Source organism: Pseudomonas sp. GOM6, from assembly GCF_029537485.1.
GTDB lineage: Bacteria > Pseudomonadota > Gammaproteobacteria > Pseudomonadales > Pseudomonadaceae > Aquipseudomonas.
The window spans coordinates 224,759-237,435 of record NZ_JARPUS010000003.1 but is presented as its reverse complement, the minus strand read 5'-3'; the positions used below and the strand labels follow the sequence as shown (position 1 = coordinate 237,435).

The 12,677-nt window shown below is 65.0% G+C and carries 9 protein-coding genes; 6 read left to right on the top strand and 3 right to left on the bottom strand.

The annotated features are described in order from the left end of the window. Positions 1-1,029, bottom strand: a complete 1,029-nt coding sequence (locus P7A97_RS05695) for an AraC family transcriptional regulator (RefSeq protein ID WP_277688972.1) — start codon at positions 1,027-1,029, stop codon at positions 1-3. A 123-nt stretch (positions 1,030-1,152) separates the two neighbouring features. Here P7A97_RS05695 and P7A97_RS05690 point away from each other — a divergent pair, with 123 nt between their 5' ends. The 5 genes from P7A97_RS05690 to P7A97_RS05670 all read left to right on the top strand — a co-directional run bounded on the left by P7A97_RS05690 (position 1,153) and on the right by P7A97_RS05670 (position 7,922). Beyond that, positions 1,153-2,751 carry an FAD-binding oxidoreductase gene (locus P7A97_RS05690; RefSeq protein ID WP_277688971.1) on the top strand — a complete coding sequence of 533 codons (1,599 nt, stop codon included), beginning with the start codon at positions 1,153-1,155 and terminating at the stop codon, positions 2,749-2,751. A gap of 1 nt (position 2,752) precedes the next feature. Next, a complete protein-coding gene (locus P7A97_RS05685) occupies positions 2,753-4,339 on the top strand; it encodes a glycerol-3-phosphate dehydrogenase/oxidase (RefSeq protein WP_277688970.1) in 1,587 nt (528 codons plus the stop codon). Beyond that, on the top strand, positions 4,336-5,895 hold the full coding sequence (locus tag P7A97_RS05680) for an FGGY-family carbohydrate kinase (protein ID WP_277688969.1): 1,560 nt from the start codon (positions 4,336-4,338) through the stop codon (positions 5,893-5,895). The genes P7A97_RS05685 and P7A97_RS05680 overlap by 4 nt, the downstream gene beginning before the upstream one ends. A gap of 71 nt (positions 5,896-5,966) precedes the next feature. Beyond that, a complete protein-coding gene (gene yegS, locus P7A97_RS05675) occupies positions 5,967-6,866 on the top strand; it encodes a lipid kinase YegS (protein ID WP_277688968.1) in 900 nt (299 codons plus the stop codon). Between the two features lie 129 nt (positions 6,867-6,995). After that, the gene (locus P7A97_RS05670) at positions 6,996-7,922 is read left to right on the top strand and encodes a chemotaxis protein CheV (protein ID WP_277688967.1); all 927 of its coding nucleotides are present in this window, start codon (positions 6,996-6,998) and stop codon (positions 7,920-7,922) included. A 15-nt stretch (positions 7,923-7,937) separates the two neighbouring features. On the opposite strand, the gene P7A97_RS05665 is transcribed toward P7A97_RS05670, so the two are convergent. Then, positions 7,938-9,629 carry a methyl-accepting chemotaxis protein gene (locus tag P7A97_RS05665; RefSeq protein WP_277688966.1) on the bottom strand — a complete coding sequence of 564 codons (1,692 nt, stop codon included), beginning with the start codon at positions 9,627-9,629 and terminating at the stop codon, positions 7,938-7,940. 125 nt (positions 9,630-9,754) lie between these two features. Between P7A97_RS05665 and P7A97_RS05660 the strand changes: the two genes are divergently transcribed. Continuing rightward, positions 9,755-10,558 (top strand): MOSC domain-containing protein, encoded by an 804-nt coding sequence (locus tag P7A97_RS05660; RefSeq protein WP_277688965.1) that lies wholly within the window; start codon positions 9,755-9,757, stop codon positions 10,556-10,558. 81 nt (positions 10,559-10,639) lie between these two features. Here P7A97_RS05660 and P7A97_RS05655 read toward each other — a convergent pair whose 3' ends face one another. Continuing rightward, a complete protein-coding gene (locus P7A97_RS05655) occupies positions 10,640-12,568 on the bottom strand; it encodes a transglycosylase SLT domain-containing protein (protein ID WP_277688964.1) in 1,929 nt (642 codons plus the stop codon). Positions 12,569-12,677: the final 109 nt, after the last annotated feature.

Genomic DNA, 12,677 nt, shown 5'->3' with positions numbered 1-12,677 from the left:
TCAGAGCGGCGCGCCCTTGCGCTGCTCGCGATATTCGCCCGGTGTCATGCCAGTCCAGGCCTTGAAACTGCGGTGGAAGGAGCGCGACTCGGTGAAACCCAGATAGCTGGCGATATCCTGGATCGCCAGCTCGCTACGCAGCAGGTAGTGCTCGGCCAGCTCCTGGCGCAGCTGGTCGAGAATTTCCTGGTAGCTGGTACCGGCCTGCTGCAGGTGGCGCTGCAGGGTGCGTACGGTCATGTGGAACTTCTCCGCCACCTTCTCCTTGCGCGGCAGGCCATCCTTGAGCAACAGGCGCAGGGCGTTCTTCACTCGCTGCGGCAGCGGCTCGCCGTCATCCAGCCCGGCCATCATGGTCAGCGCATGCTCTTCCAGGGTGCGCAGCAGGTTGGGGTCGGCCTGGCGCAATGGGATGGCCAGGTAGTCCAGCGGCACCAGCAGGGCGCTGTAGGGCTGGTCGAAACGCACGGGGCAGCCGAACACCGCTTCATAGTCCTCCAGGGCTGCGGCGGCGGGGCGCTGATGTTCCAGCCACACTTCGCTCGGCGACCTGTCCATTTCAGCAATCCAGCGAGCGTAGAGAATCCATGAGGCCAGCACATTTTCCACCATGTGGCGGCGGATCTCCGGATCCTGGTGGCGACAGTTCCAGATCAGTCGTACATGGTCGCCGGCCGGCTCTACGCGGCTGGTGCCCATGTCGCCGACCAGCTTCTCGTAAGGCACGATACGTCCCATCGCCTCGCCCAGGGTGGCACAGTTCATGGTGATGTAGCCGAGCACGCTCCATGACCCGGGTTGTACGTAGCGCGCCGAGTGCAGGCCGAATAGCGGGTCATTGGAGACCTGCAGCAGGTGCGCCAGCAGGCGTTCGTGCATTTCGCTGGGAATGCGCCGGCCATTGTCGGCCAGGTCCTCCTGAGTCACTCCGGCCGCGGCACGCGCGGCGGCCAGGTCCAGGCCGAGTGCTTCGGCATGGCGCAGATATTTGAGCAGGGCGGGGACTGAGGTATAGCCGAGGGTCAGCATCGTTTCTTGTTGTTCTGCTTGTCTTGATTGGCGACAGGCGCTGGCTCGATTCGACAGTGACCGAGCCGGGCGGCTGGCTAGTATAGGCAGCCATTGAGAATGACCGGAATACTGGGAGCACGCATGCGACGTTGGAATGGATGGGGCGACGAGGCCACTGTGGTGGAGCTGCCGGCGCATGGCGCGGCTTTCCTGGAGCAGCGGGTCGGCACCGGGCAGCGCCTGAAGGATGCCACGCTCGAACAGGTACTGGCGCAGGTGCCCGAATCGCGCCTGAGCCTGCGCCACCCGCTGATCAGCGTCGATGCCGAAGTGCGCGTGCGCCACGCCCGCGGCCAGAGCCTGCCGGACTGGCTGGCCATGCGCTCCGGCGAGTTCGGCGTGTTCCCCGACGGCGTTGCCCTGCCGGAAACCGCGGCGCAGATCCGCGAGCTGCTGGCCTGGGCCAGGGAGCAGGACGCCATCGTTATCCCCTACGGCGGCGGCACTTCGGTGGCCGGGCATATCAACCCTGTCGAATCGGCCAAGCCGGTGCTGACCCTGTCGCTGGAGCGCATGACCCAGCTGCTCGACCTCGACGAGCAGAGCCAGATCGCCACCTTCGGCCCTGGCGCCAACGGCCCGCAGGTAGAGGCGCAGCTGCGCGCGCGCGGCTATACCCTCGGCCACTTCCCGCAGTCCTGGGAACTGTCCACCCTCGGCGGCTGGGTCGCCAGCCGCTCCAGTGGCCAGCAGTCGCTGCGCTACGGGCGCATCGAGCAGCTGTTTGCCGGCGGCAAGGTCGAGACCTTCTCCGGCACCCTGGACATCCCGACCTTCCCGGCCTCGGCCGCCGGGCCGGACCTGCGCGAGCTGATCCTCGGCAGCGAAGGCCGCTTCGGCGTGATCTCCGAGGTCAAGGTGCGCGTCACCAAGCTGGCCGAGCAGGAGAAGTTCTTCGCCGTGTTCCTGCCCAGCTGGCGGCAGGCCCTGGCCGGCATCCGCGCGCTGGTGCAGGCGCGCATTCCGCTGTCCATGCTGCGCCTGTCCAACGCCATCGAGACCGAGACCCAGCTAGCCCTGGCTGGCCACCCGGAGCAGATCGCCCTGCTGGAAAAGTACCTGGCCCTGCGCGGCGCCCGCGCCGGCAAATGCATGCTGACCTTCGGCGTTACCGGCAACCGCGGCCAGAATTGGCTGTCGGTGAAGCAGGCGAAAAAGCTGCTGAAGGGCTTTGGCGGCGTATTCACCGGCACCCTGCTGGGCAAGAAATGGGCGGAGAACCGCTTCCGCTTCCCCTACCTGCGCCACGGCCTGTGGGAGGCCGGCTACGCGGTGGATACCCTGGAGACGGCCACCGACTGGAACAACGTCGACCACCTGCTGAACCAGGTCGAGGCCAGTCTGCGCCAGGGCCTGGCGGAGGAGGGCGAGCGGGTCCACGTGTTCACCCACCTGTCGCACGTCTATGGCCAGGGTTCGAGCATCTACACCACCTACGTGTTCCGTCCGGGCGACAGCTACGCGGCAACGCTGGCACGCTGGGCCAAGCTCAAGCGGGCAGCCAGCCAGACCATCGCTGACAACCGCGGCACCATCAGCCACCAGCACGGCGTCGGCCGCGACCACGCGCCGTACCTGGCGGCGGAGAAGGGCGAGCTGGGCATTGCAGCACTCAAGGCCATGGCGCAGCACTTCGATCCGGAGCGGCGTCTGGCTCCGGGCGTGCTGCTGGAGGACTGAGATGAGCTGGAACGCGCCGTGGCGCGCGGCGGCGCTGCCCGAGCTGGCGGCGCGCGACTGGGACCTGATAGTTATCGGCGGCGGAATCAGCGGCACCGGCATCCTGCGTGAAGCGGCGCGGCGTGGTTGGAGCTGTCTGCTGCTGGAGCAGCGCGACTTCGCCTGGGGCACCTCCAGTCGTTCTTCGAAAATGGTCCACGGCGGCCTGCGCTATATCGCCAAGGGCCAGCTGGGCCTGACCCGCGACTCGGTGCGCGAGCGCCAGCGCCTGCTCGGCGAGGCGCCGGGGCTGGTCGATGCGCTGCCGTTCCTGTTCCCGCACTACCGTGGCAAGTTCCCCGGGCCCCGGGTGTTCGGCGGCCTGCTCGGCGTTTATGACGCCCTGGCCGGCCAGCGCCTGCACCGCTATCACCCGGCCGCCGAGCTGCGCTACCTGGCGCCGGGGCTGAATGACGCCGAGCTGCTCGGCGGCACCCTGTTCACCGATGCCGTCACCGATGATGCGCGCCTGGTGATGCGTGTGCTGGGCGAGGCGCGGGCCGAGGGCGGCGAGGCGCTCAACGGTATGCGCGTGATCGAGCTGAGCCGCGATGGCGAACGGGTGAACGGCCTGGTCGCCGAGGACAGCGAAAGCGGCCGGCGTTTCGGTTTCCGCGCACGCGCCGTGGCCCAGGCCACCGGTGCCTGGGCTGACGAGCTGCGCCAGAAGAGCGGCCTGGAACATATCCGCCCGCTGCGCGGCAGCCACCTGCTGCTGCCGGCCTGGCGCCTGCCGGTGGCTCAGGCCATCAGCTTTATGCACCCCGAGGACCAGCGCCCGGTGTTCGTCTTCCCCTGGGAAGGCGCCACGGTGATCGGCACCACCGATCTGGACCATGGCGAGGCGCTGAACCGCGATGCACGGATCACGGAAGCAGAGGTGGAGTATCTGCTGGCGGCCTGCGCCAGCGTATTCCCGCATGCCGGCATCGGACGTACCGATGTGCTATCCACCTGGGCTGGTGTGCGCCCGGTGGTCAGCGAGGGTGAAAGCTCCGGCAAGAAGCCGTCAGACGAGAAGCGCGAGCACGCCCTTTGGGTCGAGCCCGGCTGCGTGACCCTGGCCGGCGGCAAGCTGACCACCTTCCGCCTGCTGGCCCTGGAAGTGCTGCGCGCCTGCGCGCCCATGCTCGGGCGCGAGGTCGCCGATAGTGGTCAGCCGGTATTCCGTGCGCAGCCTGAACAGGCACTGCCGGGGCTGTGTCTGAGCCAGCAGCGGCGTCTGGCCGGTCGTCATGGCCAGGCGCTGCCGCGTCTGGCCGAGCTGATTGGCGAGCTGGGCAGCGAATGCATCGGCGCCAGCACCACGCTGTGGGCCGAGCTGGCCCTGGCCTGTGACGACGAACTGGTGTTGCAGCTGGACGACCTGCTGCTGCGCCGCACCCGCATCGGCCTGCTGCTGGCGGGTGGCGCGGCGGCCGAGCTGCCGCGCATCCGCGCCCTGTGCCAGCCGCGCCTGGGCTGGAGCGATGCGCGCTGGGACGAACAACAACAACGCTATCTGGCGCTCTGGCGCCAGTGCTACAGCCTGCCGGGTGAATCTTCGTGAGCGAACAACGCTATCTGCTGGCCATCGACAACGGCACCCAGAGCGTGCGCGCGCTGCTCTTCGACCTGGCCGGCAACCTGGTCGGCAAGGGCAAGGTGGAGCTGGAACCCTACTATTCCGAGCATCCCGGCTGGGCCGAGCAGGACCCGGAGTACTACTGGCGCAGCCTCGGCGAGGCCTGTCGGCAGCTGTGGGCCAGCGTCGACATCGATAAAAGCCAGATTGCCGGTGTGTCGCTGACCACCCAGCGCGGCACCCTGATCAATGTCGATGCGGCCGGCCAGCCGCTGCGCCCGGCCATTCTCTGGCTGGACCAGCGCCGTGCCGAGGTGGAGGGAAGCATCAAGGGGCCCTGGGGCTGGCTGTTCAAGCTGATCCGCGAAGAGGAAACCATCGACTACTTCCGCAGCCAGGCCGAGGCCAACTGGATCACCCAGCAGCAGCCGGAGATCTGGGCGCGCACGTACAAGTTCCTGCTGCTCTCGGGCTTTCTCACCCATCGCCTGTGCGGCCGCTTCGCCGACTCGGTGGGCAGCTGCGTGGCCTACCTGCCGTTCGACTACAAGCGCCTGTGCTGGGCCAAGCCCAGCGACTGGAAGTGGCAGGCCATTCCGGTGCGCCCGGAGATGCTGCCGGAGCTGGTCAAGCCGGGCGAGCGCCTCGGTGCGATCAGCGCCGAGGCCAGTGCCCACACCGGCATTCCTGCAGGCCTGCCGCTGATCGCCGCCGCCTCGGACAAGGCCTGCGAGGTGATCGGCGCCGGCGGCGTGGAGCCGAGCACGGCCTGCCTGTCCTACGGCACCACGGCGACCATCAACACCACACGCGCCCAGTACCTGGAGACCATCCCGCTGATCCCGCCGTACCCGGCGGCGATTCCCGACCACTACAACACCGAGGTCATGGTTTTTCGCGGCTTCTGGATGGTCAGCTGGTTCAAGGAACAGTTCGGCCACGCCGAGCGCCAGCGCGGCCTGGAACTGGGGGTGGAGGCCGAGACCCTGTTCGACGAGCTGGTCGAGAGCGTGCCGCCCGGCTCTATGGGCCTGATGCTGCAGCCGTTCTGGTCGCCGGGCATCCGCGAGCCGGGGCTGGAGGCCAAGGGCTCGATCATCGGCTTCGGCGACGTGCATACCCGCGCGCACCTGTACCGCGCCATCCTCGAGGGCCTGGCCTACGCTCTGCGCCAGGGCCGCGAGAAGATCGAGCGGCGCTCCGGCACGCGCATCCAGCGCCTGCGCATTTCCGGCGGCGGCTCGCAGAGCGACGCGGCCATGCAGCTGACTGCCGATATCTTCAACCTGCCGGCCGAGCGCCCGCACCTGTACGAGACTTCCGGCCTCGGCGCGGCCATCGACTGCGCCGTCGGCCTCGGCCTGCACCCGGATTTCCCCACCGCCATCGCCGCCATGACCCGGGTCGGCAAGGTGTTCCAGCCCAATCCGCAGGCGGTGGCGGTGTACGAGCGCCTGTACCGCGAGGTCTACCTGCGCATGTATCAGCAGCTGAGGCCTTTGTACCGCAGCATTCGCGAGATCACCGGCTACCCGGCGTAGCGCCTGTTGGCACTTTCACGCATTGCCTGTGGTCTGCTGTACTCGGATAAACGTGCGACGGAGAGCAGCTTATGGGCGAGCGCAAGGCGCTTTTGATTCTGCATGGCAAGCAGGCGCAGAACGAGGAGGTACGTAGCGCCGTGAGGGCACTGCGGGCGGATGGCTGGGAGTTGGCGGTGCGCCTGACCTGGGAGGGCGGCGATGCTGCGCGCCTGGTGCAGGAGGCCCTGGCTGCGGGCTACCCGACACTGATCGCCGGAGGCGGCGACGGCACCCTGCGCGAGGTGGCCGAGGCACTGGTGTTGGCGGACGGTACTGCCAGCCTGGCGTTGCTGCCACTAGGCACCGCCAATGACTTCGCCCACGCTGCCGATATTCCGCTGATCCCCGCGGAGGCGCTGAGCCTGCTGGAGTTCGAGCCGCAGCCAATCGACCTGGGCGAAGTGGATGGCCAGTTGTTTCTCAACATGGCTACCGGTGGCTTCGGCTCCAAGGTCACGGCCAATACTTCGGAAGAGCTGAAGAGCCTGCTCGGCGGTGCGGCTTACCTGCTGACCGGTCTGAGCCGCTTTGCCGAAGTACACTCGTCTTTCGGCCGTTTCCGTGGTCCGGATTTCACCTGGGAAGGCGAGTTTCTCGCGCTGGGCATCGGCAACGGCAGGCAGGCCGGTGGCGGCCATGTACTGTGCCCGCACGCGCGCATCGATGACGGCCTGTTGGACATCTGCATCGTGCCGGCCTCGCCGGATGTGGTCGGCACTCTCGGCACGCTCCTTTCCGGCGGCATGCTTGGTGTGGAGTCGGTATCGGTCAGTGCTCGTCTGCCCTGGCTGGAAGTAGAGACGCCGGAAGGGCTGGACATCAACCTGGACGGCGAGCCGCTAGAGGGTAAGCGCCTGCGTTTCGCCGCACGTGCCGGCGCCCTGCGTCTGCATCTGCCGAGAGATTCGGGGTTGTTGGGCTGTCGGTGACGCGCTTCTGGCTTCGAGTCTATGCCTGCGGCATGATGGCGAACGGCCATGGCTCTGCAGTTTCCGTCATAGCGGCCGATACTACACAAGGCGCTGGGCTAGACTCGGTACAGATAACAGGAGCGCATGATGGCCGGCATTCTCGACACAGTGGATCAACGCACGCAGCTGGTGGGTGAGAACCGCCTGGAGATCCTCATGTTCCGGCTGACGGGCCGGCAGCTGTTCGCCATCAATGTATTCAAGGTGCAGGAGGTTCTGCAGCTGCCCAAGCTGACGCTGATGCCGCACCGCCACCCCTACGTCTGCGGGGTCGTCAACCTGCGGGGCCAGACCCTGCCGGTGATCGACCTGTCCCAGGCCATCGGCATGCGGCCGATCACCCCGAACGAGAACAGCACCATCATCGTCACCGAATACAACCGCTCGGTACAGGCCTTCCTGGTGGGTGGCGTGGACCGCATCCTCAACCTCAACTGGGAATCCATCCTGCCGCCGCCGGGCGGAGCAGGGCGCCAGCACTACCTGACGGCCATCACCAAGGTTGAGGATCAGATCGTCGAGATCATCGATGTGGAGAAGGTGCTGGCGGAAATTGCGCCGATGAGTACCAAGGTCTCCGAGGAAAAGCTGGCCGATCCGCTGCTGGCCAAGGCGGTTGGGCGTGAGGTGCTGCTGGTGGATGACTCCAGCGTAGCCCTGAATCAATTGCGCGAAACCCTGGCTCAGCTGGGCATTCGTACCCACAGCGCCAGTGATGGGCTCAAGGGCCTGCAACTGCTGAAGAAGTGGGCTGACAGCGGCGAGGTGATGACCGATAAGCTGCTGATGATCTTCACCGATGCCGAGATGCCGGAGATGGACGGCTACCGCCTGACCACCGAGATCCGCAATGACCCACGCCTGCGCGATCTGTACGTGGTGCTGCACACCTCCTTGTCCGGCAGCTTCAATGAAGCCATGGTGAAGAAGGTTGGTTGCGACAACTTTCTCTCCAAGTTCCAGCCGGACAAGCTGGTCGATGTAATCGCCGACCGCCTGCGCCGCGACGCCTGAACGTCGCGGCGGCTCTCAGATGCCGAGTGCGGCGGGCACGATGCCTGCGCTGATGGTGCCCCAGCGGCGGCCGCCGACGTGCACCGGGGTGTAAATCACGAAAACGATAGTGCTGGTGCCGGGGATGACGAAGGTTCCCATGCTCAGGTGCTGGCACTGGCGCACACTGTTCGCTTCGCTTTCCGTCACCGGAATGAAACGCTGATGCATGCTCTTGGCGGCATCGATCTGCGGGTTGCCGGTCGGCGGCTGTGACGCTGTGCTACGTGCAGCCGGCAGGTAGCCGCGCTCGGTCATCGGCACCAGATAGAGCACGCCATCCTTACCGCCCTGATCCCATTCATCGAGCAATGGTTGGATACGCTTGCGGTAGGGCTCGACCCAGCTGACATCATGTTTCTGCGGGTTGGTGTTGGGAATGGCTCGATAGTTCTGATCGAACAGGTCGACACCGGAGGCCTTCAGTTCCTCCAGGTGCGCCTCAATCACATTGCGGCGCTGGAACAGCATGTCGGTGATGGCTTCCAGGCGACCGCTGCCCAGTCGGAAGTTGCACAGCTGCTGCACCAGTTGGTTGGTGTTGTCGCGCAATGTATCGGCCTGGGCGAAGTTTTGTTGCATGCGCTGGCCAATGCCCAGGCTGAGTTCGCGGATACGGCTGCTGTGCTGGTGGGTTTCCTGGTTGGTGGCGTTGAGCTCCTCCAGGGCACTGCTGACCATCAGCAGGTCGTCATTGGCCTGCTGGAAGTCATTGACCATCAGCTCGAACTGTTCGGTAGCGGTGTTGACCACGACGCTGGTAGAGGCGCTCTGCTCGATCATGCGCAGGGTCTGGGCATCTGCGCCGGCCATCGCATTGGTCATTTCCTCCATGAGAACGCCAATTTGCTGAGCGGCACTTCCGACCTTCTGCGACAGGTTGCGTACCTCGTCGGCCACCACGGCAAAGCCACGCCCGGCTTCACCTGCACGGGCCGCTTCGATAGCGGCGTTGAGCGCCAGCATATTGGTCTGGGTGGAGAAGTCCTGCACGGTGACCAGGATTTCGCGCACCTTGCCGGTGGTTGCGCTGAGGGCCTCGATGTTGTGGCGGAAGCCGTCCATGGTCTGATTGACGTCCTGCATCTGCTGGCGTGCCTCGCCCAGCTGCTGCTGCGACTGATGTGCCATGTCCAGATTGCGGCTGTTCATCTCGGTGATGCCGCCGGCGCGGGCGGAAATATCCTGCAGTGCTGCGCTGGTCTGCTCGCTGGCATGGAAAATCAGCTCGGACAGGCTCTGCTGTTCGCCGGCTTCCTTGGCGGCCTGTTCGGATTGCAGACGGGTTGCTGCAGAGGTCAGGGCGATCTGCAGGCTACTGTGCTGCAGGCTGGTGATGCTGTCGCGCAGGCGTGCCGTCAGTTTTTGCAGGTGGGTGCTGCCTTCCAGGTCGTCCTCGGCCGCACTTTCGGTGAGATCGATCAGCTTGCCGTTGATGGCGTCGAGGCGCGTGGCCAGCGGATTGCGCTGGGTCCCCTTGCCCAGCTGCCAGGTCAGTAACAGGAGTGGCAGGGCCAGAAGCCCGGCAACCAGACGCAGGCTGTTGTCAGCCTGGATTAGCACGGCGGCGAGCAGTATGGCCTGACATATAAGAAGCAGATAGACGGGGGTGGGGAGTGAGAGGCGGGTGGCTTGAAAGGGCGTAGCAGTGGACTGGATGTCTTGCATGGGGTACACCGGACTTGTTTTTTATTTGAACTTATTTGTCGCTCAATCTAGCAATATCGTGAACACGGTCACGTCGCTCGAAAGTGCTAATGATCGGCTCATACTTTCTGTCTACAGAGGATTTCATGCAGCTTTCTGCCCTATATCGTTACCCGTTGAAGTCCGCGCGCTACGAGAGTCTGCAGAGCGCACCAGTCGACTCTCTGGGCTTGCAGGGCGATCGCCGCTGGATGTTGGTGGACGAGAGCAGTGGCCGCTTCCTGACCCAGCGTTTACTGCCGCAGATGGGGCGTATCGAGGCACGTTACAACGGCGAGGGTGGTTTGCGCCTGAGTGCCCCAGGCTACGACAGCATCGAGGTGGCGCTGCCTGATCCCGATGCCGCGCTGCGTGGCGTCATCGTCTGGAGTGACAGCTTGAGGGTGCCGGATGCCGGGGATGCTGCCGCTGCCTGGTTCAGTGCTTTTCTCGGGCGCCCGTGCCGTCTGGTGCAGGTGCCGCAGAGCCGGGCGCGCCAGGTCGATACCGGCTACGCCGAACCGGGGGAAAAGGTCGGCTTTGCCGATGGTTTTCCGCTGCTGCTGATCGGGCAGGGTTCCCTGGATGATCTGTCTGCACGTGTGGGGCGCTCGCTGGAGATGCTGCGCTTTCGTCCCAACCTTGTGATTGCGGGTGCTGAACCCTATGCCGAAGACCGCTGGAAACGCATCTGTATTGGCGGGATAGAGTTCAAGGTGGCCAAGGGCTGCAGTCGCTGCATCGTCACTACCCTTGATCCGCACACCGGCGAGCGTAGTGCCGACCGCGAGCCGCTGGCCACCTTGAAGACCTATCGCGAGCGCGAAGGGCAGGTGTACTTTGGCCAGAACCTGTTGCCGCGTGGCGTCGGTGAGTTGCGTGTCGGTATGCCGGTGGAAGTGCTGGAGTAGGTTTAACCTCATCAGCAGGCATGGCTTCGCATGCAGGCCGCGCATGAAATGAAAAGGGCGCCGAAGGCGCCCTTTTTGTGTTCACTGATCGTCAAAGAAGCGCTCGTGCCAGTCCACCAGGGGTGTAGGTGAGCCCAGTTTCTGGCCGTAGATCACTGCGTAGGCGAGAACGTTCTGTACGTATTGGCGGGTTTCGTCGAACGGAATGTTTTCTACCCAGACATCGAATGACAGGTGGTCTGCTCCCCGTAGCCATTGGCGCACGCGACCAGGCCCTGCGTTGTAGGCAGCCGAAGCCAGCACACGGTTGCCGTTGAACTGGCCGTGTACCTGGCTCAGGTAGGCCGCGCCGAGCTGGATGTTCTTGTCCGGTACCAGAGCCTGCTGTGGGTTGCTCAAGGGGATACTGAACTTGCGTGCGGTTTCCTTGGCGGTAGCCGGCATCAGTTGCATAAGCCCCATGGCGCCGACCGGCGAACGGGCGTCGGCCATGAAGGCGCTTTCCTGGCGGGTGATGGCAAACACCCAGCTCGAATGCAGGCCGCGCAGCTTGGCCTGGCTGATCAGGCTGTTCTTGTAGGGCATGGGGAAGCGGATATCCAGGTCATCCCAGTATTTGGCCTGGCTGATAGTGCGGATGGCCGGGAAGTACCATTGCTTGTCGTAGGCCAGCTTGGCCTGAGCCACCAGTTCCTCGGTACTGAAAAGGCGACTGACGTGGTACCACTCGCGGCGCCCGTCGACGATCTGGCCGCGGTCATGGAACTCCAGGGCACGTCGGATTCCAGCCGTATTGCGAACTTTCTGCATCACCTGCGGGGCGATGGCCATTGGCTTGTGGTTGAGACTGTAGGGGGCCTTTACCCGATCGGCGGCGAGAAAGCCATAGAAGTCGCGTTCCTTGGCCAGTTGCTGGTAGAGGGCCGCAGCCTGCTGATCCTGCGGCTTGGCCAGTTGCAGGCTGCGCGCATGCCAGTAGCGCCAGCGGCTGGTGGTGGCCAGGTCTGCCGGCATGCGACTGGTCAGCTGATAAGCCTCGTCCCAGCGGCCATGGCGAAGTAGCAGGCGGGCATGCCATTCGGAGACGGTGTTGTCGCGCAGCTCCGGATCGTACTGAGCCATGACCTGCAGGGCGCGTACGTCGAAGCGCTTGGCCAGGGTCAGGCCGACCTCACGGGCGATGGCGACTTTTTCCTCGGCTGAGAAGGGCAGCTTGCGGGCGTAAACGTCGAGCAGACTCAGCGCCTTTTCCGGGTCCTGGCGCGCCAGGCGGCGCAGGCCGAGGCCGGCGGCGTCTGCCATATGCCGGTCGGCGGGGACGAAGCGGGCGGTCTGGCTCATGACCTGGGGCTTCTGCGCGGCCTCCAGCAGCATCTTGCCCTGCATGTCGAGGGTCGGCAGGCCCTTGACCAAGTAGCTGGCCAATCCGTAGTTGCGGTTTTCTGCCGCCAGTTTGGCGCGCTTCCAACGCAGCTCCTCGGTCAGTTGTCCGTCGCTGCGCCAGGTGCTGAACAGGGCATCGCAGGCCTCAGGCTGTGACTTGCCCACCAGCCAGAGCTTTTCCGCGGCGGCCCGTGCCTCGGCTTTCATGTTGTGTCGGTACAGGTACTGGCCGTACAGGCAATCCAGTTCGGTGAAGTTGAGTTGCGGGTCGTAATGGTTGGCGAAGGTTTGCCATTCGCCGCGCTCGGCCAGCCAGCGCAACCAGCGCAGCTTCATCCAGCCGGCCTGGGGCAGGTCGCCGTGCTCGGTAAGAAAGGCTTCTATCTCGTCATTGCTGGCAGACTTCAGGCGTGCGGTCAGCTCGTCGTAGGCTAGATAAGGCTCCAGTGGATAGTCGCGCAGGGCGCTGGCGTACTGCCGGTAGGGACCGCTGTCACCCTTGGCCAGGGCTCGCTTGGCCTGGTCATACATCTGGCGTTGCTGGGCCAGGTTCGCAGCGTGGGCGTTGGCCAGGGCGAGGGAACAGGTGACGAGCGAGGACAGCAGATAGAGCAGAGGGCGGCGCATGACACATCCGTGATGAGAGCTAATCGAAGCGGGGTGCTTCCAATGGGCCTAGCTTAGCTTGTTGGGCCAGGCCGGAAAAACCCGCCATTGATGATGGGCAGAGGCCAGT

Coding starts and splice junctions, on each gene's coding strand:
- P7A97_RS05685 (WP_277688970.1), top strand. CDS start 2,753: ATGAGCTGGAACGCGCCGTGGCGCGCGGCGGCGCTGCCCGAGCTGGCG.
- P7A97_RS05660 (WP_277688965.1), top strand. CDS start 9,755: ATGCAGCTTTCTGCCCTATATCGTTACCCGTTGAAGTCCGCGCGCTAC.
- P7A97_RS05655 (WP_277688964.1), bottom strand. CDS start 12,568: ATGCGCCGCCCTCTGCTCTATCTGCTGTCCTCGCTCGTCACCTGTTCC.
- P7A97_RS05695 (WP_277688972.1), bottom strand. CDS start 1,029: ATGCTGACCCTCGGCTATACCTCAGTCCCCGCCCTGCTCAAATATCTG.
- P7A97_RS05670 (WP_277688967.1), top strand. CDS start 6,996: ATGGCCGGCATTCTCGACACAGTGGATCAACGCACGCAGCTGGTGGGT.
- yegS (WP_277688968.1), top strand. CDS start 5,967: ATGGGCGAGCGCAAGGCGCTTTTGATTCTGCATGGCAAGCAGGCGCAG.
- P7A97_RS05690 (WP_277688971.1), top strand. CDS start 1,153: ATGCGACGTTGGAATGGATGGGGCGACGAGGCCACTGTGGTGGAGCTG.
- P7A97_RS05665 (WP_277688966.1), bottom strand. CDS start 9,629: ATGCAAGACATCCAGTCCACTGCTACGCCCTTTCAAGCCACCCGCCTC.